This is a genomic window from Gordonia sp. 34D, from assembly GCF_056682775.1.
Map to the genome: position 1 here is coordinate 2435973 of NZ_CM155293.1, position 20459 is coordinate 2456431.

Genomic DNA, 20459 nt, shown 5'->3' on the forward strand with positions numbered 1-20459 from the left:
TGTGACTTAGCGCATATCTGTTTATGCGTCGAGACGAGCATCACATAGGTTCGAGAAGGTGTGAAGTATCAGAAAGGGCCTGATTAAGAGGGCTCAGATCTTAGTCTGGATTGTCGGATGCGATTGTCGGCAATGCCGTACGCAACGACTCGAGCACGCGCTTCAGGTGTGGCGACGGAGGCTCGGCACGACGAGCCAAAGCCAATTCGACGGTCGGCACTTCGCCGCCAAGCGGGACGTACTGAGCACCGGTGATCTGCATGTGCCGCACGGATTGCGGCACAAGCGCCACACCCATGCCTGCGGCGACAAAGGCGATGAGCGTCGCCGTCTCCCCGACCTCGTGCTGAATGTTGGGCGTGAATCCCGCCCGCTGGCAGGCGTCGATCACCACTTCGAAAACCACCGACCGACCGAACGCCGAGTAGGTGATGAAGATTTCATCCGCCAGGTCGGCCACTTCGATGAACTGCCGCTGCGCCAACGGGTGCGCTTTCGGGAGGACGGCAAGCATTGGTTCGGTGCTCACCAGTTCGTAACGTAGGAGGCGGTCGTGGATGGGAGGCCGCAGGAAGCCGAGGTCGATGGTGCCATCGTGCAGGGCTGCGGCCTGTTGCGGGGTCAGCATCTCACCGTGGAGGTCAAGGACGATGTCGGGCAGTTCGGCTCGCAGGTGCCGCGCGATTGCCGGCAGGAGGTGATAGGTCGCCGAGCCGGTAAACCCGATCGATACGCGGCCCACTTCGCCGGTGGCGACACGACCGGCTTCGTCGGCTGCGGCGTCGACCGACGACAGGATTTCCCTCGCCCGTTCCAGGTAGCGCTGCCCGGCGTCGGTCAGTTCCACTTTGCGCGTCGACCGGTTGAGCAGAGTGACGCCGAGCTCGCCCTCGAGTTGCTTGATCTGTTGAGACAGCGGCGGTTGCGCAATGTGGAGACGCAGCGCAGCCCGCCCGAAATGCAACTCCTCAGCGACGGCGACAAAGTACCGCAGGTGCCGAAGTTCCACGAGTCCACCTCATCCAAGTCGCGCCATCGCCTTCGCAATTGGCCTCGACTCTAGCCCCCGCCCCCCGCGCCCCCTGCCCGTTCTCGCATGATGCGTCGATTCCCGCACTACGTCTGACGTAGTGCGGGAATCGACGCATCATGCGAGAACGGAAGGAGCGGAGCGACGACGGGAGGGTCTAGCTGCGGAGCGACGCCAGCAACTCGGCCGGCTCAATACCGAAGGTTTCGACGATCTTCGCGCCAGCGTCGTCGATCGCGATAATGCCCTGCGAGGTGTAGACCCGGTCAACGCAAGTCAGTCCCGTCAACGGATAGGTACATGCGGGAACCAGTTTCGCGTCACCGTTTCGGGCAAACAGGGACATCATGACGAAGACCTGTTTTGCGCCGATCGCCAAATCCATGGCGCCGCCGACCGCCGGAATCGCATCGGGCGCGCCGGTGCTCCAATTCGCCAGATCGCCGTCGAACGACACCTGAAATGCACCCATCACGCACACATCGAGGTGGCCGCCACGCATCATCGCGAACGAATCGGCGTGATGAAAGTACGACGCCCCCGGCGCTTCCGTAACCGGCACCTTGCCCGCGTTTGTGAGGTCGAGGTCAATCTCGTCGCCGACCGCCTGCCGACCCATACCCAGCATGCCGTTCTCGGTATGCAAAGTGATGGCACTCGACGGGTCCAAATGGTCCGCGATCTGCGTCGGCTGCCCAATCCCCAAGTTCACGAACGAGCCGGCTGGGATGTCCGACGCGATGCGCGCCGCAAGCTGATCGCCCGTCAACACCTCGTCCGACGTGCGCGCCGCATCCGGCGACAACCGCAACTTATTGCTCATCGTGCTCCCTCCACAGCGAAACGACGCGTGGGCGTCGCAACTATCCGATCAACATAAATACCGGGTGTGACCACTACTTCTGGATCGATGTCACCGACGGGAACCACTTCGTCGACCTGAACGATGGTCGTATTTGCGGCCGCAGCCATGACCGGACCGAAGTTGCGGGCGGTCTTGCGATAGACGAGGTTCCCCGCACGGTCGGCACGGTGCGCGCCGATCAGCGCGACATCTCCTTTGATGGGGTACTCGAGCAAGTAGGTACGACCGTCAATGACGCGGGTTTCCTTGCCTTCGGCGATTGGGGTGCCGACGGCGGTCGGGCAGTAGAAGGCACCGATCCCTGCACCGGCGGCCCGCATGCGTTCGGCGAGGTTGCCCTGGGGGACGACTTCGAGTTCGATCTTGCCTTCGCGGTACAGGCCGTCGAAGACCCATGAGTCCGACTGCCGCGGGAATGAGCACAGGATTTTCCGGACGCGACCGGCGGCGAGGAGTGCGGCGAGCCCGAGGTCACCGTTGCCCGCGTTGTTGCTGACGACGGTGAGGTCGCCGGCTCCTTGACGAATGAGGGCGTCGATGAGGTCGAAGGGCATTCCGGCGAGGCCGAATCCGCCGATGAGGACGGTGGATCCGTCGGCGATCCCTTCAACAGCTTGGTCGACATCGGCGCAAAACATGGCGGCGCTCATGTGCGTGGACCCCTTTCGTAGTTTGATTCCACGCTAAGCGCCCCGATTGAGACTGACAATTACTCATTTGCGCCCAATTGATACCCCTCCCGTCCGGTCCAGCGCTCCGCGCTTCCGTTCCCGCATGATGCGTTGATTCCCGCCCGGCGTCTGACATGTAGCGGGAATCGACGCATCATGCGAGAACGCAAAGGAGCGGAGCGACGACGGGCGGGGATGTGATCTAGCGTGCAGTTGGGCCGCTCGTTTCGGTGCCGACACCTCGCGCGGTAGCATCGAGGCATGGTCCTCTTTTTCGAAATCCTCCTCGGTCTGGCCTCGCTGCTGATCATCTGGTTCGCGCTGTACACCGTCTACCGCTTGGTGAACGACGAGTCGTGACCCGCTCCGGAAACGAAGCGATCTCCGACGCCGAGGTGCGGGCCCAGGAAACTGGCACCAAGAACCTCACCCCCGTCGGAGACCTCCCCGTTCCAGCCGACACGGCTAACTTGCGCGAAGGTGCAGACCTGCACGCGGGTCTCCTCGCACTGTTGCCGTTGGTTGGCGTTTGGGAAGGCACCGGCGAAGGCCACGATCCAGTGGCAGGCACCGACTACCAGTTCGGGCAGCAGATCATCGTCTCGCACGACGGTGGCAACTACCTTGTGTGGCAGTCGCGCTCATGGGTGGTCGACGACGAAGGCACGTTTGTGCGCCCCGACCTGCGCGAATCGGGTTTTTGGCGGATCAGCGAAGACGACACCATCGAACTGTTGTTGACGCACGCCGAGGGCTCCATCGAGCTCTACTACGGCCGACCACTTAATCAGACGTCGTGGAACCTCACCACCGACGTCACCATTCGCAGCGAGACCGGCTCCCACACCGGTGGTGCCAAGCGCCTTCTCGGCCTGGTCCCCGACGGTGACCTCGCCTATGTGGAAGAGCGCGTCGACGCCGAAGGCGACCTAACGCCACGACTGTCGGCAAAGCTCACCCGCGTTATCGGCTGAGACTCCAGAAACGATTTGCGTGGTGACACGCCGCACTGCGCGGCGTGTCACCACGCAAATCGCTTTAGACAGGTAGAGCGTGTGCCGCACCTGGGCTGTGGAGCCCCAATGCCGGCACCTTTACGCCCGAGACGTCCTGATGTGTCACCGCGACCACTGTGCGATCACCGAAGAGGTCCCCGCAGATCAGCGCCATCAGTCGCTGGGCGTCGGCGGCATCGAGGTGCTCGGTCGGTTCGTCGAGGAGCACCACCGGAGCACGGTGTAGTAGCGCGCGGGCCAAGAGCAGTCGGCGCCGCTGACCACCGGAAAGGGCGGACTCGCCACCGGTGAGCTTCTCGTCCAGGCCCGCGGGTAGCTTGCCGAGCCACTCCGACAGTCCCACCTTCTCCAGCGCAACGAGCATCTCCTCGTCGGACGCGTCACCGCGCACCACGCGCAGATTCTCGCGGACGGTGGTTGAGAAGATATGCGCGTCGTCGGCAAAGAAGCACACGCTTTCCCGCAACGATCCGCCGGAAACTTCGACCGTCCCCGACAGCGGCGGTATCAAGCCCGCGAGGGTCATCAGCAGCGTGGATTTGCCGATCCCGCTGGGTCCCACGACCACCAGCCTGCTGCCCGGTGCCAGGTCGAGGTTGAGCGGAGTTCCGAGCGGTTCGCTCCAGCCCCACGCCAGTTGGTTCGCGACCAGTTTCACCGGCGTCGGATCGACGATCGGATCATCCTGGGACACATCAGATTTCGCACCGTCGACGAGCGCCAAAACCCGCCGGGCAGCTTGCCGTCCGCTCTCCCACGCGATGCTCGCCTCGGTGAGTGGTGCCGTGGACTCGAACGACGACAGCGGCAGCAGCACCAGGATGCCGAACACCATGGGCGTGATGCCCGCACCGGACGAAACGTCGGCGAGCGAGCCGGGCAGGCCGGATGCGAGTTGCACCGCGATGATGGCTGCGGCGACCACGCTGGCCGCCAACGACAGGGGCGTCATGGCCTGAGCTGCCGCCTGCCATCGCATGCCGGTGTCTTCGGCACGTTCGGTCCGACGATCAGCATCATGGACTGCGTTGAGGACTCGCTGCCGCGCCCGCGCGACCGCCAGTTCCGGTCCGTGCCACAGCAACGACGACGCGGCTTCCGCCGCGTCTTCCCTGGCACGGGCCGCGTCGGCGACCTTCCGCGAGGCCCCGCGGGCGGCGATCCACGGGGCGAGAACGCCACTGATGAGGAGCGCGACTGCCAGGACCACCGCAGCCGGGATCGATACGAAGGCCATGATGATGACCGCTGCGATTGAGGTGACGGCTCCGACTGTCATCGGGATCAGGCCGCGGATCACGGCGTTGCCGATTTCGTCGACGTCGTCGGCGGTGCGCGACATCAGCTCCGACTGCCGCAGCGCCACGGTGTAGCCGGCGGATCCCCGCGACAGCGCGCGGTATACGCGGGTGCGGGCATCGGCCATGGCGCGGAGGGCTGCGTCGTGGGTGGCGAGGCGTTCCAGGTAGCGGAACACCCCACGCGAAATACCCAGGGCCCGCACGGCTGTCACCGCCACCGACAGCCATAGGACGGGCGGCATCTGCCAGGCTCGGGTGATCAACCACGCCGAGACTGCGGCCAGGCCCAGCGCCGACAGTGCCCCTGCGGCACCGAGAAGGATGGGTGCCACCAGTGCCCGCCCACGCATCCCGGTGAACTTGAGCGCGGCAATCATCGGATCGGTTGATCGGTCAAACACGGCTGGCCTCCTGCACGAGTTGGGCCGGTAGTTCGACGACGTGGTCGGCTTCGGCGACGACCGCCGGTCGGTGCGAGATCACGATGACTGTCGCGCCTGCGCGGGCTCTCGCGAGCAAGGCCGCGATAACGCGGTCGGCGGTGTCGTCGTCGAGATGGGCTGTGGGTTCGTCGAGGAGAAGCAACGGCGCGGTCCCGGCCAGCGTGCGAGTCAAGGCGAGACGCTGCCGCTGCCCGGCCGATAGGCCAACGCCACCGCTTCCCAGTCGGGTGTCGAGGCCATAGGGCAAGTCGGCTAGCACCTCGTCGAAGGCCGCGGCCCGCATGGCTTCGGCTGTTGCGTCGGCGGGGAGCGCGCCGAACAGTTCGAGGTTCTCGTGGACGGTACCCGGCACGATCGCCGGAAGCTGTGGCAGCCAGTCGATCTGGGCGAAGTAGCTGTCGGGATCGAGGTCGCGGACGGCGATGTCGCGGACGTGCACGTTGCCTTCGTCGAGGGTTTGCAGCCCCAGGATTGCCGCAAAGATGGTCGACTTGCCGGTGCCGTTAGGTCCCGTCACGACCGTCAGTTCCCCCGGCCGAATTGTGGCGGAGAGCCCGCGAGGTGCCCATCCGTCGCGTCCGCAGACACCGACCCCATCGAGTTCGATGCTCGCACCAGCTACCGTGACCTGCAATGTTCCACGTGAATCAGCATCGGCGGCATCGAGGATGTCGAGCACGTCGTCGGCTGCGGCAACACCGTCTTCGGCGTTGTGGAACTGAGCACCAATTCGACGCAGCGGCAAGTAGGCCTCAGGTGCCAGGATCAACGCCAGAATGCCCGCGTACAACGACATCTCACCAAACACGAGGCGCAGACCGATACTGACGGCGACCAGTGCAACGCTGAGGGTCGCGAGAAGTTCGAGGACCGCACCCGACAGGAAAGCGATCCGCAGCGAACCCATCGTCGACTTGCGGAGGCGTTCACCCAGGGTGGCCACCTGCTCCGCTGGGCCTTGCGCCCGGCCGAGGGCGCGCAGCGTCGGCAGACCGGTCATGAGGTCGACGAGCTGGGCGTTTTGCTTGCTCATGGCGTCGAGTTTGCGGCGCGTACGTTCCCGGGTCACCAGCCCGATCAGGACCATGAAAATTGGGATGAGCGGCAGGGTCACGATGATGATGACGCCGCTGAGCCAGTCGGTCCACAGTTCTACCGCGACAATCAGCGGCGTAATGATGGCGGTGCCGAGTAGCGCGGGCAGGTAGCCGGAGAGGTAGTCCGACAGTCGGTCCAGTCCGCGCAGGGTCACCGTGAGCGCGTGTTCGCGGGCCGTCAGTAGCTGCCGCGGCCCGGTGCGGGCTGGGTCGGTGAGGGTGTCGAGCGCGGCGACGCGGAGTTCGTCGATGCTGGCATGCGCGGCACGACGACCGACAACGTCTTGGAAGTAGGTCATGGCGCCGCGGGCTGCCAACGCCACCGCGACCACCGTGAGGTGCACGGCTTGGTCGGTAAAGCTGCGCCGGGCCGGGTCCGTGATCAGTTCCGACAGCAGCCCCGCCAGGGCGATGGCCCCGGCGACGGCCGCGATCACGTCGCCGACGGCAAATGCCGCACTGGCGATCACGTACCGCCGCGCGGACCGCGACGCCCGAAGGAGTCGCGGATCCAGCGGGGCCCGGCGCTCGCTCACTTGCCTGTGCGCTGCAGCGGCAGCCCGATCGACGCCGGAATCTGCTCCACCGACAGTCGCTTACGGAATACCCAGTACGTGTAGCCCTGGTAGGCGATGACGACCGGGGTCATGATCGCTGCCGCCCACGTCATGATGACCAGGGTGTAGTGGCTCGACGACGTGTTCTGCACCGTCAGGTTGAACGCTTCGTCGGTCGACGACGGCATCACGTTCGGGAACAGTGACCCGAACAGCATGACGACGGTCCCGGCGATGGCCAGGCTGGTGGCTGCGAAGGCCCATCCCTCACGTCGGGTGATGGTGCCGACCACCATTACCACGGCACCAATCGCGGCCAGCGCGAACACAATCCACGTCCAGCCGTGGCCGTATGCCAGTTGCGTCCAGAGCAGGAAGGCCGCCGCCACCACCGCGGTCGGGATCGACAGTCGCATTGCGGCAGTCTGCGCGTCGTCGCGCATGGTGCCCGACGTCTTGAGCGCGATGAATACCGCACCGTGCGTCAGGAAGGCCAGCAGCGTGGTCGCACCGCCGAGCAGCGCGTACGGGTTCAGCAGGTTAAAGAAGCCGCCCGTGTACTGCTGGTCGGCGTCGATCGGGACACCGCGCACCACGTTCGCGAATGCGACGCCCCACAGGATCGACGGAATCCACGACCCGAGGCCAATGCCGACGTCGCACCAGCGGCGCCACTTCACGTCGTTGATTTTGCCGCGCCATTCGATGGCGACTACGCGCACGATCAACCCGATCAGGATCAAGAACAGCGGTAGGTAGAAGGCCGAGAACATGGTGGCGTACCAGCCACCGAACGCCGCGAACAGAGCCGCGCCGCCGGTGATGAGCCACACTTCGTTGCCATCCCACAGCGGTCCAATGGTGGTCAGCAGTAGTCGGCGACGCTTGTCGCCGTCCTCGACGGATTCGTGTGTCCCCGGTTTCGGGTGCTTGCCGAGAAATGGCAGCAGCATCCCGACGCCGAAGTCGAAGCCTTCGAGGACGAAGTACATGGTGAACGCGCCCGCGATCAGCACGAACCAGAGAGTCTCGAGAGTCATTGCAATCTTCTCCTAGTACGCGAACGAGAGTTCGTTGGCATCGTCGTCGTCGCTGCCAGGGTCGGGGGCGACGCCGTCCTTGTCTCCCGGCCCTTGGATCACGTAGCGCCGTTCTAGGTAGAACCAGACGACGCCGAGCGCGCCGTACAGGAGCGTGAAGCCGATCAACGTGGTCCAGACCGCTGGCGAGGTGTGGTTAGAGACGCCGTCTTGCACCAGCATGTGGATTTGGAGCGGATTGCCGTCGGGGTCGGCCCAGTTGGGAACGACGACCCACGGCTGCCTGCCCATTTCGGTGAAAATCCACCCGGAGGCATTCGCTAGGAAAGGTGTCGGCAGCATCCACAGGGCCAGTTTGCCGAACCAGGTCGGCACGTCGGTCCGTTTGCGCCGCAAGAACCAGAGGCCACCGACCGCGACCACCACCGATCCCAATGCCCAAGTGATCATGGCGCGGAAGCTCCAGTAGGTCACGAACAGGTTGGGCGCGAAGTTCTGCCCCGGCATGTTGAGGGCTTCCTGGTACTGCTTCTGAAGTTCGTTGACGCCCTTCACTTCGGTGTCGAAGCGGTGGTCAGCGAGGAACGACAACATGTTGGGGATCGCAATGACGTGCTCGATGCCGTCGCAATTGTTCTGCCGTCCGATACTGAGCACCGAGAATGGCGCACCGGTTTCGGTTTCGCACAGCGATTCGGCGGCCGCCATTTTCATCGGCTGCTGTTTGAACATCAGTTGGGCTTGCATGTCGCCGGTGATGAACAGTCCGAGTCCCGAACCGATCACCACCCATAGGGCGAGCAGGCTGACCGGTCGCCACAGGGTGGCGTTGTCGCGACGCAGGTCGGCCGGGGAGGCACCGATCTGGCTGGGCGAGTCGGTGTGCGGAACGATCGAATCGTCGCCGAGCTTGGCTGCTTCCTCGAGTTTGTTGGCGCGGAAGGTATTGCGCGCCATCCACCAAAGGCCGATCACCGCAACCACGGTCGACGCGGTCAGGAGCGCACCCATGATGACGTGCGGGAACGCGACCAGCGTGGTGTTGTTCGTCAGGACGGCAACGATGTTGTTCATCCGCGGGCGCCCGCGCTCGGTATCCCACTCGGCACCGACGGGGTGCTGCATCCAGGAGTTGGCGGCGATGATGAAGTACGCCGACAGGTTGACGCCGATCGCCACCATCCAAATGGACGCGAGGTGGATACGGCGGGGCAAGCGACCCCAGCCGAAGATCCAGAGTCCGATAAACGTCGACTCCAGGAAGAAGGCCATTAGGCCTTCGAGTGCCAGGGGAGCTCCGAAGACGTCAGCGACGTAGCGACTGTATTCGCTCCAGTTCATGCCGAATTGGAACTCTTGGACGATGCCGGTAGCAACGCCGAGGGCAAAGTTGATGAGGAAGATTTTCCCGAAGAACTTGGTGGCTCTCAGCCACTGTTCGTTGCCAGTTCGGTGCCAGATGGTCTGCATCACCGCAATCAACGGTGCCAGGCCGATGGTCAATGGAACCAAGATGAAGTGATAAACGGTGGTGATGCCGAATTGCCACCGTGAGATGTCTACAACGTCCACTACGCCCTCTATTCCGCACGCCGTTGTTGTCGCGTGTTACTACCTACGGTAGTAGAGGATTGGTGCTTGTAAAGGTGTCGTGACGCAGCCGACGGTCGAAGGTCCTATGCCCCAGCGGACCTGCGGACCAGGGCGGAGACGTCGATCACGCTACCGCCGGGGAATGGGCGTCCATCCAGCTCAATAACTCGTGCCGCCAGGGTGACTGACGAGACGAGCCACACCTCGTCGGCGCGCACCAGCTCTTCGGCAGTCAGTTCCCGCTCAGCAACGGTAATCCCCTCCGACGCCGCCAACTCAAACAGCGCGTCTTGGGTAGTCCCGGGCAACACACCGTCGTCGCGCCGCGGTGTCACCAGCGTGCCGCCTAAAACGGCAACCACCGAACTGCGCGGACCTTCCAACACCGTCCCCGCAGCGGACACGAAGATCGCGTCGTCGACGCCAAGCGATCGCGCCTGCCGCAGAGCCGCCATGTTCGCGGCATAACTAAGCGATTTCACACCCCTCAGCAGCCACGGCGCCCGCTGTGCCAGACCAGGCTCATAGGCGGTCGGCAGGGTTACCGCGCGGACGCCGTCGCGCCGGGCAACCGCCACGCGATCGGGCACCGGATCGACGGTGGCAAACATCGTCGGCCCGGCATGGACATCGTGCTCGCGGCCCTGAGTCACGATCACGCGCAGCATGCCCTCGCGCTCCATGTCCCCCGCCACCGACAGCCACCCTCGCGCAGCCACATCCACCATGCGTCCCAACGAGGCGACGTCGATCGGAGGCAGTCCCGCGACGGCGGCACTGGCGACCATGCGCGCCAAGTGACGGTCGACCCCGCACACTCGGCCGCCGCGGATCAACAGCGTCTCAAACAGCCCATCCCCGTGGATCAAGCCCAGGTCGTCGGCATGCACGATCGGCACGGCGGGATCGAGCAGGTGGCCCTCGGCGGAAACCAGAACGGTCGGCATGGGTCAACAATCTCACGAACCGCCGACCCGAGCCCTCATCAAACGAGTGCACGGTATTGCCGAACCCCTTCGTCGACCGGGCCGCAACAGGTAAAGGATGAAGGTATGAGCAATCAACGCATCGTCGTCGTCACCGGAGCCAGTCGCGGCGCAGGCAAGGGCATCGCCCTCGCGCTGGCGCAGCCCGGAACCACCGTGTACGTGACCGGCCGCACCGTGAACCCCGGCCACGCCGACCTCCCCGGAACCATCGGCGAGACTGCCGCCGAGATCACCCGGCGCGGTGGCGTCGGAATCGCCGTCGCCGTCGACCATTCCGACGATGCGCAGGTCGCCGCCCTATTCGAGACCATCCGAGCCGAACACGGGCACCTCGACATCCTTGTCAACAACGCCATAAATCTGCCTCCCGAACTGACGAAAAAGGGGCCGTTCTGGACGAAACCGCTCTCCCTGCTCGACCTGCACGACGTCGGCATGCGTTCGGCCTATGTTGCGACCTATTACGCAGCACCGCTGTTGGTCGAAGCACCCGCCGGTCTCGTGGTGAATACGTCGTCGTTCGGTGGGACCTGCTACATGCACGGGCCCGCCTACGGTTCAGGGAAGGCCGCCGTCGACAAGATGGCGCACGACATGGCAGTCGACTTCAAACCTTTCAACGTCACCGTGATCTCCCTTTGGATGGGTCTTCTCAAAACCGAGCGGACCCTGGCCGCGTTCGCGGCACGCCCGGAAATGTACGAAGGCCTGGCCGCGACAGCCGAATCAGCCGAATTCCCCGGCCGCGTCATCGACGCATTGTCGCGCGAACCTAACCTGCTCGAACGGTCCGGCAAGGTGTGGGTCGGTGCCGAAGTCGCCATCGAACTCGGCGTAAAAGACATCGAAGGCAACCAGCCGCCGTCGCACCGCCCGTTCCTGGGCGATCCGCCGACCTTCTCGTCTGTCGTCATCGAGTAAGGCTCGAATCGTGTTGAGTTTGCTACCTCTAATGTCGCAAACTCAACACAATTCCGGGCGCGCCTACACTCAGAGGCATGGTCTCCCCGATTTTGAGTTCGCAACCCGGTGCCATCCCCACTCCTGACGATGATTTGAGCCCCGGCGTGGCCTGGCATTACGGCGACCCGCTCGGCGAGCAACGGGTAGCGACGCGAAAAGCGGCGATCGTTGACCGATCCGATCGCGGCGTCATCGAGATTTCGGGCGACGAACGACTCAGCTGGCTTCACACCATCTCGACCCAGCACCTCACCCACCTCGGCGATCGGCGGAGCGCGGAAAACCTCTCCCTCGACGGCAACGGCCGAGTGGAAGATCATTTCGTTCTCACCGATATCGAAGGAACGACGTGGATCGACACCGAAGCCAAGCGCAGTGACATCCTCGCGGACTTCCTGAAAAAGATGGTGTTTTGGTCCAAGGCCGCACCTGTAGCCCGCCCCGACATGGTCGTCCTGACCCTGCTGGGCCCCGACGTCCTGAGCGGACCCATCGCCAAAGCCATCGGGCTCACCGAAGGCGCCACCACCTACCAGGCCGGCGACCTCCCCGAATTGCGGCACGACGACGAGCCCGCCGGATTCTGGCGGCTAATGCCATCCATCGGCGAAGGCGGCGCAACACCCGTCATCGACCTCGTCGTTCCCGAAACCGATCTCCGCGAGTGGTGGAGACTCCTCACCGAGTCCGGTGCCACCCCCGCCGGCATGTGGGCCTACGAGGCCCTCCGCGTCAGCGCGGCCCGCCCACGACTCCACCTCGACACCGACGAGCGCACCATCCCCCACGAAGTCGACTGGATCGGCGGCCCCGACGAAGGCGGAGCCGTCCACCTCGACAAAGGCTGCTACCGCGGTCAAGAAACAGTTGCCCGGGTAGCTAACCTCGGCCGCCCACCCCGCCGCCTCGTACTACTGCACCTCGACGGCAGTTCGTCGTACCGGCCCACCACCGGTGACCCAGTCAACGCTGGCGGTCGTGCCATCGGCCGTATCGGAACCGTCGTCGACCACTTCGAAAACGGCCCCATCGCCCTCGCCCTCGTCAAACGAAACACCCCCGTCGACGCCGAACTCACCGTCGGCAACGCCGAATCCCCCGACGAATCGCTGAGCGCCAGCATCGACCCCGACCTGTACAACCACGACGACCAAGTGCCCCCCGGGCGCGCGGCCGTCGACCGTCTACGCGGCAAGCGCTAAGTTAGCGACCCACGCCACACCAAAAACCCCTGCTCACAGCCATTTTTTTATTAACACGTCCAGCGATGAGACTTAATTGCGAGGGCGCGCTAGACTGTCAGTACGAAAACTATTAACGAATAGAACGGGGCCGCCACACCGATGGCCGCCCCGTCACTGTGCGAGGGGGTCCCATATGGGCCGCGGCCGGGCTAAGGCAAAGCAGACGAAGGTTGCTCGTCAGCTGAAGTACTCCGCTCCGAATACTGACTTCGATAGTCTCCAGCGAGAACTCTCTGGCGGCAGCGACAAGTCCCACGATGCGTGGACGGACGAGCAGAGCTGGAACACAGAGGACGAGTGGCGACGCGCCTAGCGTCGTACCTCACCAACCCGCTCATACCGGCAATCTCATCGATTGCCGTACACAGCAAATAAAAGACCCCGCGTCGGTTAGACGCGGGGTTTTTATTCTTTTTGTTCGCCGCTGAAGCTGGTCGCCTTAGAAGCCGTTGCCGACTTGGGTGGGCGACTTCTGCTTCGGCAGTCCTCGCTCCTACGCTAGCTGTACTTCTTCGTGACGTTGTGAAAGCGTTGTGCCGGTGTGAGGCCACCGATGCCGGTGTGGGGTCGGTGATGATTGTAGTGATGTAGCCATGCTGTGTACGCGAGCTCGCGTTCGTGTTCGTTTTGATAGCGGGCGGCGTAGGCCCATTCGGTAGCAAGAGTCCGGTTGAACCGTTCTACTTTGCCGTTGGTTTGGGGTCGGTAGGGCCTGGTACGTCGGTGTTTCACCTTCGGTCCGAGTGCCTCAGCGAAGGACTTTGATCGGTAGCAAGCGCCGTTATCGGTCATGACGGCCCGAACGGTGATGCCTAGTGAGGCAAAGTAGGCGTTGACACGTTTCCAGAAGGCGGCCGCGGTCTCTTTACGTTCGTCGTCGAGGATCTCTGAGTACGCCACACGAGAGAAGTCGTCGACGGCGTGGTGAAGGTAGCGGTAGCCGCGAGCCGATGATGCTCCTTTGCGTCCGGCTTTTTCTCGGGCGACAGCAGATCGACGATCTTCTGGCGAGCCTCGCCCGTGGGTACGCCACCCGCCTCCATCAGGGATCTTGCCCTGCTTTTTGATGTCGATGTGTACGAGGTCGCCGGGGGCCTTCATCTGGTAACGGACTGTCTTTGGCCGGCGCACTGGCAGTCCGGTGGCTTGGTCGAGCGCCGATAGCAGCGGCATGCGGTAGCGCTTGAGGATGTGTTCGACCGTCGATCGGGCTATGCCTAGGTGGTAGCCGATGCGGTGCGGACCCCATTGACGGGAGAACCGCAGGGCGATAATTCGCCGTTCGGTTCGCTTGTCTGTTTGTCTCGGTGAGGAATGCGGCCGTGAGCTTCGGTCAGTGATTTCTTCGCCAGCCCAGTAACGGTCGGCCCATGTTTTGGCTGTTGTTGGGGAGCATTGAAAACGTTCTGCGGCACGTCGAAGTGACCATCCTTGATCGACGATCAGGGAAGCAAGCCGGCGGCGGCCCTCAGCGGTGAGAAATGCGTTAGCGTGTGTCACGAAGACCTCCGGGTGTTGATGGTGAGTGTGGTAACCCAACATCCTGCCCGGAGGTCTTCGCCTACATCAGGTGTTCACAACGTCCCGAGGAATTACAGCTAGCGCTCCGTCACTGCGGAGGGCTCTTCAGAAGTCGCCCCACCCAAGCCTGTTCTCGATTGTTGAACGATTGTCCTACAGGGGTCGGTTCGGGAATGCGAAGGCCCAGGTCGCTGCCTGCGACCCGGGCCTTAAGTCTAGAAAGCTAGAAGCGCGGGTGGTCTCCGACCAGCACAGCGGAACCGGCAGCGCCGGCCTCGCCACGCTTCACCGTGCCCAAAACCCAGTTGTCGACGTGGCGGGCAGTCAAGATGGCCTGCGCGCGATCCGTGTCTTCCGGAGCCACAATCGCAACCATGCCGACACCCATGTTGAACGTGCGCTCCATCTCCGAGCGCTCCACACGACCGCGCTGGGCGATCAACGAGAAAATCGGGGCTGGCGTCCACGTATTGCGCTCCAACTCAGCCGTCAAACCAGCAGGCAGCACGCGACCAAGATTGTCAGCCAGGCCACCACCGGTCACATGCGCAAACGTGCGAACATCACTCTCTGCGGCCAACGCCAGGCAATCCTTAGCGTAGATCCGAGTCGGCTCAAGAAGCTCCTCGCCCAGCGTGCGACCGAACTCCTCAACGTGCCCGTTCAAGTCCATGTGACCCCAGTCCAAGAGGACCTTGCGGGCCAGCGAGTAGCCGTTCGAGTGCAAGCCCGACGAACCCATCGCGATAACAACATCGCCCGCACGGACACGGTCGGGTCCGAGAATCGAATCAGCCTCCACAACACCGACGCCGGTGGCGGAGATGTCGTAGTGCCCGTCTTCCATAACACCGGGGTGCTCGGCGGTCTCGCCACCGAGGAGAGCGCAACCCGCCTCAACGCAGCCGTCAGCGATGCCCTTGACAATGTCGGCCACCATCTCGGGAATCACCTTGCCGACGGCAATGTAATCCTGCAGGAACAACGGCTCGGCACCACAGACCACGAGGTCGTCGACCACCATGGCGACGAGGTCGCGGCCAACGGTGTCGTGCTTGCCCATCGCCTGCGCGATAACGAGCTTGGTGCCGACACCATCACTCGAGGCCGCGAGGACGGGCTCCTTGTAGTCGCCCTTCAGGGAGAACAGTCCGGCGAAACCGCCGAGACCACCGAGCACCTCGGGGCGAGTCGCACGCTTCGCATGCGGTGCGAAGAGTTCGACGGCGCGTTCACCGGCGTCAATATCAACACCCGCTGCCGCGTAGGAAGCTCCGGCGATCGAATTGTCGGCAGACCCGTCGGTCATAGTGGTGATTCTCCTGAAATTTGACAGCTAAAAGTTCGGCTATTCGGTGGTTGGACGCACTTACGGTACCTGAGTGCGCTGCGTGGATGGTCCCGGTGAGGGCCAATCCTCGTTATGGACGCATCAGGGCACTGACGTTGTCATTATCGGCAGTGAGCGGGTCGGCCGCCTCAGAACTCGCGGTACGCATCCCTTCGAGGACAGCCTTACCCATGGTTGTCTCCCTGGGGAGCTCAATCGGGTAACTACCGTCAAAGCAAGCGGCGCAAAGGTTTTCACGTGGCTGCTCGGTCGCGTTGATCATCTCGTCGATCGTGATGTACCCGAGGGAGTCAGCGTCGATCGCCTGGCGAACACTTTCGACCATGGCCCCGTACGAGTCAGAACCATCGGATCCATTGGCGATGAGCTCCGCTGGCGACGCGAAATCGATGCCATAAAAACAAGGCCACCGAACCGGCGACGACGCGATGCGCACATGAACTTCGGCGGCACCGGCTTCACGGAGCATGCGAATCAGGGCGCGTTGGGTGTTGCCGCGGACGATCGAGTCGTCGACCACAACCAGACGCTTACCGCGAATCACTTCGCGCAGCGGGTTGAGCTTCAATCGGATGCCGAGCTGGCGAATCGTCTGCGACGGCTGAATGAAAGTACGGCCCACGTAGGCGTTCTTCATCAGGCCCTGTCCGTAGGGAATTCCCGATTCCTGCGCGTACCCGACGGCGGCGGGCGTGCCGGATTCGGGGACAGGAATCACCAGATCGCCGTCAGCGGGCTGTTCTCGGGCCAGCCGACGACCGATCTCAACGCGCGTCGAATGGACCGAACGCCCGTTGATGACACTGTCTGGGCGAGCCAGGTAGACGTACTCGAAGACACAACCCTTCGGGGTGGCATCGGCAAACCGTTGGCTACGGACGCCGTCGGCGTCGATGGCCAAGAGTTCGCCCGGCTCAATGTCGCGCACAAAAGAAGCACCAACAATGTCGAGCGCGGCCGTCTCGGAGGCCACAACCCAGCCCCGATCGAGCCGGCCGAGGCAGAGCGGGCGAATACCGTACGGATCGCGGGCCGCATAAAGCGTGTTTTCGTCTTGGAAGGTGAGGCAGAATGCGCCCTTGACCGTCGGCAGCAGTTCCATCGCTGACTGTTCAAGAGTCTTATCTGCGGCACCGTGGGCCAGGAGGGCACCCAGGATGTCGGAGTCAGACGTCGCAGCACTGTTGGCCGCGGTCCCGTAGATGCCGAGGGCGCGAGCGCGATCGGCAAGCTCGGACGTATTGACGAGATTGCCGTTGTGCCCGAGTGCCACGCCGTTGCCCGCCGGAGTGTTCCGGAAGATGGGCTGTGAGTTCTCCCACGTCGTCGATCCGGTGGTCGAATAACGGCAGTGGCCGACGGCGACATGCCCAACCATGGAGGCCAGAGTCTGCTCGTCAAAGACCTGGCTCACGAGTCCGAGATCCTTGAAAACGAGGACCTGTGAGCCGTCGCCGACCGCGATTCCCGCCGCTTCCTGACCGCGGTGCTGAAGTGCGTACAGGCCGTAATAGGTCAGCTTCGCGACTGCTTCCCCCGGTGCCCAGACACCGAAAACACCGCATTCTTCACGGGGTTCGTTCTCGGGCTCCATGGCATCAAGAGGATGTGACGGCGTGCCACATCCAGTCTGATCGAGCAGGTTCGGAGAGTGAATCGACTTCTCGGTCACGTAAAGACGCTCCGTATTCAGGGGTTCGGCGGGCGTTACCGTTACCACAGTCTACGGCGTGGACGCGGACAACTCGAAATTGCAGGACGAGTCTACGCGAGCGGAACCACCGGGAGCATGTTCGCGACGTCGCCCGCACGATGCCCGGACACGCTAACGCGATGGGAGGCCACGGCATCGTCGAAGGCAAGGAGTCCGGTCGCGAGGAGGAGCCATTCGCGCGGCGGCATCTCGAGAACGTTGGGCGGGGTCCCGCGGGTGTGACGAACACCTTCGATGCATTGGACGGCGACAAACGGCGGCACGCGGAGTTCGACAGCGTTGCCGGGCGCGAGTTGCCCGACGGTCCGGGCGGTGAGGCGGACTGCAGCAGCGAGTGCTGGCCGGCTGGGTTTGGGCAGGTTTTCGTCGCGCAGCCAGTCGGCAACGGCGAGGACTGCAGCCCGGGTCTGCGCGGGATCTGCCGCGTCACGAGGTCCCACTGCTACTGCGCGGGACCGAACGGTGCGATAGCGCCCCGCGCGATGATCTCTTCGACGACGTCGTCGGGGGTGCAGTTCATCCCGATGTGCACGTCCTTCTTGTTAGTGCCGTGGTAATCGCTGGAGCCGGTCTGCAGAAGTCCGAGGCGGGTGGCGATGTCGGAGAGTTCGGCGCGCGCGTCTGCGTCGTGGCCGTAGTGGTTCACTTCGAGACCGGCGAGGCCGAGCGGAACCAGCGACGCAAGGACATCCTCGGTCAGCACGGCGGCAGCTTCACGGGCGCGCGGGTGCGCGATGACGGCCACGCCGCCGGCGTCGTTGATCAACTTGATGCCTCCGGCAAGGCTGGTTGACTGCAGCGGCACGTAGTAGGGACTGCCGTCGTGGAGTAGATCGACAAACGCTTCCCCGACGTCTTTCACAGCTTTGACCTCGACGAGTGCCTTACCGATATGCGGGCGGCCAATGTTGGCCGAACCGGCAATCTCCTCGACTCGCTCAAGCGTGATGGGGAAGCCCCCGTCGATCAGCTTCCCGACGATCCGCGCGCCACGCTGGGCGCGCTCATCGTGCATCCTTTTCCACTCGGCGACGATGGCTGGATTGTCGCGGTCGAACAGGTAGCCGAGCAGATGCACGCTGACGAGCTCGCCATTCTCGTCGGGATGTTTGGTCGAGAACTCAGCACCTGGCAGCACACGCATCCCGGCGGGGATGTGTTTGGCGATCTCGTCCCACCCGTTTGCGGTGTCGTGGTCGGTGAGGGCGATTGTGGTCAAACCTGCGGCCACCGCAGCGTCAATCAGCTTTTCGGGCGTATCGGTCCCGTCCGAGAAGTTGCTGTGCGTGTGGAGGTCCGCAGTCATCGTGTTCGCCATGACCTCACTGTAAGCCGCGGGTACGACAGTCCTGATCGCAGATTAGCGCAGCACGCGCCCGTCACCGTCGCGGACTGCGCCGGTGAACATCATGATGGCGTCGATGAAAGCCCAGATTCCGAGGCCCATTAAAACGAAGATACCGATGAGAACCACGCTGGTAACTAGACCGAAGAAGAAGAGCAGCAGCTGCGCGGTCGCGACGCCGTAGCTTCCGATGTACCAGCGGCCCGCGCCGAAGGACCCCAGGAAGAACTGCAGAAGCCCGGCGACAGCCTTCGTTCGGGATGAATACGGCAGTCCCGTCGCCGGATCTTGACCGTAGGGCGCGGGCAGTTGACCCATGACTCCGTACGGGACGACCATCGGCACGTACGGCGTGGGCACCGGGTAACTCGCCTGCGCGGGATAAGTAGGCACGACGGGGTACGAGGGCGGCGCCTGGTAGTTGGTTGGCGACGGTCCACCGAACTGTGGCGGCGACGGATAGAAGTCGGGACCGCCCGCGCTAGCGTTCTGCGCGGGTGGTGTCGGATGGCCGTCGTAATTCATAGCTGCATGATGGCACGGACCTCCGACATCCTCGATCGCAGCTACCGCGCGGACCCGGTAACTAGCCCGCGCCCGGTCACCAGCGGCATGTCGAGGGCCGTCACGATCCCCGGATCGGCTGCGACCACCGCGGGTACGGAGTTCACGAGCCTCATCGCGGTGACGATCATGCCCGACACGTTGTGGTCGCCGTCGCGACCGTGATGACTCATTTCGACGGTCATCGCGGGTTCACCGGTGACGATAATCCGGTAGCAGCCGTCGCCCTCGTTGGGTCGCGGCCACTCGGGGCACTGATCGGGGTGGGTGCGGGTGTAGTGCTCCAACACGACGCGGTCCACGCCGTCTACCTGCCCGGCGATCTCGAAGTGGACGGCGGCCATCGTGCCTTCCGGGATGGGCACGGACACGGTTTCGTAGTCGCGGTCGGCCGCTACCCGCTGGTGCCGTTCGACGAGCGGTTCGTCGAGGGTAACGCCCAGCCCGGCCGCAATCTGCCGGACCACACTCCCCCACGCCAACGACAGCACACCGGGAGCGAAGATCATCGGCGAGAAGTCCATCGGCTTGCCAAAGCCGAAGAGTTCCCCCATGACGACCGGCTGGTAGTAGGTGGAGTAGTCGGCGATTTCCAGGCAGCGAATCTCGTCGATTTCCTGCGACAGGCTGGTCATCGCGAGGGGCAGGACATCGTTGGCGAAGCCGGGGTCGATACCGTTGACGTGCAGGCTCGCCCCGCCCGCAATGGCTGCGTCCTGGATGGGCCCAATCATGGCGTCGGGCAACACGCCGTACGGGTACTGCAGGATTACCGGGCCTGACGAGACGACGTTGATCCCGGCGGCGACGAAGGCGGTCAGGTCGGCGATGGATTCGGCGACGCGATCGTCGGTCATGGCGGTGTGGACGATGGCGTCGGGTTTCAGGGCGATTAGGGCGTCACGGTCATTGGTGGCGAGGATGCCGAGGTCGCGGTTGAGCCCGGCGAGTTGTCCCGCGTCCTTGCCGACCTTTGCGGGGTCCGACACCCAAACGCCGACCAACTCAAGTTCCGGGTGCGCATCGATGCCCGCGATCGCGTGCCTGCCGACGGTTCCGGTGGACCATTCCACAACTGAAAGTGTCATGCGCGTCACGCTAGCGAGCACCCCGGTTCCAGGTGAGTCGTTCGGCTAATGCGTCGCACGAGTTGTG

Annotated in this window: 19 protein-coding genes; 4 read left to right on the top strand and 15 right to left on the bottom strand. The window is 63.7% G+C overall.

Annotated elements, in window-relative coordinates:
- Positions 1-100: 100 nt before the first annotated feature.
- From AC1L34_RS11280 to AC1L34_RS11290, 3 genes are all read right to left on the bottom strand, one after another.
- A complete protein-coding gene (locus AC1L34_RS11280; protein ID WP_424294080.1) occupies positions 101-1009 on the bottom strand; it encodes a LysR substrate-binding domain-containing protein in 909 nt (302 codons plus the stop codon).
- A 178-nt stretch (positions 1010-1187) separates the two neighbouring features.
- Entirely contained in the window at positions 1188-1853 is a 666-nt protein-coding gene (locus tag AC1L34_RS11285) for a CoA-transferase (RefSeq protein WP_424293216.1), read from the bottom strand.
- The gene (locus AC1L34_RS11290; RefSeq protein ID WP_424293215.1) at positions 1850-2545 is read right to left on the bottom strand and encodes a 3-oxoacid CoA-transferase subunit A; all 696 of its coding nucleotides are present in this window, start codon (positions 2543-2545) and stop codon (positions 1850-1852) included. The genes AC1L34_RS11285 and AC1L34_RS11290 overlap by 4 nt, the downstream gene beginning before the upstream one ends.
- A gap of 377 nt (positions 2546-2922) precedes the next feature.
- On the opposite strand from AC1L34_RS11290, the gene AC1L34_RS11295 reads away from it, so the two are divergent.
- A complete protein-coding gene (locus AC1L34_RS11295) occupies positions 2923-3540 on the top strand; it encodes a heme-binding beta-barrel domain-containing protein (protein ID WP_424293214.1) in 618 nt (205 codons plus the stop codon).
- 64 nt (positions 3541-3604) lie between these two features.
- On the opposite strand, the gene cydC is transcribed toward AC1L34_RS11295, so the two are convergent.
- The 5 genes from cydC to AC1L34_RS11320 all read right to left on the bottom strand — a co-directional run bounded on the left by cydC (position 3605) and on the right by AC1L34_RS11320 (position 10560).
- A complete protein-coding gene (gene cydC, locus AC1L34_RS11300; protein WP_424324128.1) occupies positions 3605-5260 on the bottom strand; it encodes a thiol reductant ABC exporter subunit CydC in 1656 nt (551 codons plus the stop codon).
- Between the two features lie 16 nt (positions 5261-5276).
- Positions 5277-6959 carry a thiol reductant ABC exporter subunit CydD gene (gene cydD / locus AC1L34_RS11305; RefSeq protein ID WP_424295523.1) on the bottom strand — a complete coding sequence of 561 codons (1683 nt, stop codon included), beginning with the start codon at positions 6957-6959 and terminating at the stop codon, positions 5277-5279.
- The gene (cydB, locus tag AC1L34_RS11310) at positions 6956-8020 is read right to left on the bottom strand and encodes a cytochrome d ubiquinol oxidase subunit II (RefSeq protein WP_424322227.1); all 1065 of its coding nucleotides are present in this window, start codon (positions 8018-8020) and stop codon (positions 6956-6958) included. The genes cydD and cydB overlap by 4 nt, the downstream gene beginning before the upstream one ends.
- Positions 8021-8032: 12 nt before the next feature.
- A complete protein-coding gene (locus tag AC1L34_RS11315) occupies positions 8033-9592 on the bottom strand; it encodes a cytochrome ubiquinol oxidase subunit I (protein ID WP_424322226.1) in 1560 nt (519 codons plus the stop codon).
- Between the two features lie 104 nt (positions 9593-9696).
- Entirely contained in the window at positions 9697-10560 is an 864-nt protein-coding gene (locus AC1L34_RS11320; RefSeq protein ID WP_424295517.1) for an aminodeoxychorismate lyase, read from the bottom strand.
- A gap of 105 nt (positions 10561-10665) precedes the next feature.
- Here AC1L34_RS11320 and AC1L34_RS11325 point away from each other — a divergent pair, with 105 nt between their 5' ends.
- The 3 genes from AC1L34_RS11325 (at position 10666) to AC1L34_RS11335 (ending at position 13122) form a co-directional block, all read left to right on the top strand.
- Positions 10666-11523 (top strand): SDR family NAD(P)-dependent oxidoreductase, encoded by an 858-nt coding sequence (locus tag AC1L34_RS11325; protein WP_424295515.1) that lies wholly within the window; start codon positions 10666-10668, stop codon positions 11521-11523.
- Positions 11524-11600: 77 nt separating this feature from the next.
- A complete protein-coding gene (gene ygfZ, locus AC1L34_RS11330; RefSeq protein WP_424295514.1) occupies positions 11601-12767 on the top strand; it encodes a CAF17-like 4Fe-4S cluster assembly/insertion protein YgfZ in 1167 nt (388 codons plus the stop codon).
- A gap of 175 nt (positions 12768-12942) precedes the next feature.
- Positions 12943-13122 (top strand): DUF3073 domain-containing protein, encoded by a 180-nt coding sequence (locus tag AC1L34_RS11335; RefSeq protein ID WP_424322225.1) that lies wholly within the window; start codon positions 12943-12945, stop codon positions 13120-13122.
- Between the two features lie 185 nt (positions 13123-13307).
- Here the strand turns inward: AC1L34_RS11335 and AC1L34_RS11340 are convergent, their stop codons facing one another.
- From AC1L34_RS11340 to AC1L34_RS11370, 7 genes are all read right to left on the bottom strand, one after another.
- Positions 13308-14309 carry an IS481 family transposase gene (locus tag AC1L34_RS11340; RefSeq protein ID WP_480034790.1) on the bottom strand — a complete coding sequence of 334 codons (1002 nt, stop codon included), beginning with the start codon at positions 14307-14309 and terminating at the stop codon, positions 13308-13310.
- 244 nt (positions 14310-14553) lie between these two features.
- The gene (gene purM / locus AC1L34_RS11345; protein ID WP_424322244.1) at positions 14554-15639 is read right to left on the bottom strand and encodes a phosphoribosylformylglycinamidine cyclo-ligase; all 1086 of its coding nucleotides are present in this window, start codon (positions 15637-15639) and stop codon (positions 14554-14556) included.
- A gap of 112 nt (positions 15640-15751) precedes the next feature.
- Positions 15752-17353 carry an amidophosphoribosyltransferase gene (purF, locus tag AC1L34_RS11350; protein WP_424295850.1) on the bottom strand — a complete coding sequence of 534 codons (1602 nt, stop codon included), beginning with the start codon at positions 17351-17353 and terminating at the stop codon, positions 15752-15754.
- A gap of 92 nt (positions 17354-17445) precedes the next feature.
- Positions 17446-17835: a sterol carrier family protein gene (locus AC1L34_RS11355; RefSeq protein WP_424322245.1), complete on the bottom strand. Its 390-nt coding sequence runs from the start codon at positions 17833-17835 to the stop codon at positions 17446-17448.
- 2 nt (positions 17836-17837) lie between these two features.
- Entirely contained in the window at positions 17838-18713 is an 876-nt protein-coding gene (locus tag AC1L34_RS11360; protein WP_424295854.1) for a PHP domain-containing protein, read from the bottom strand.
- 42 nt (positions 18714-18755) lie between these two features.
- Positions 18756-19265, bottom strand: a complete 510-nt coding sequence (locus AC1L34_RS11365) for a TM2 domain-containing protein (RefSeq protein WP_424295856.1) — start codon at positions 19263-19265, stop codon at positions 18756-18758.
- A gap of 41 nt (positions 19266-19306) precedes the next feature.
- Positions 19307-20392, bottom strand: a complete 1086-nt coding sequence (locus AC1L34_RS11370; protein ID WP_424322246.1) for an NAD(P)H-dependent amine dehydrogenase family protein — start codon at positions 20390-20392, stop codon at positions 19307-19309.
- Between the last annotated feature and the right edge of the window lie 67 nt (positions 20393-20459).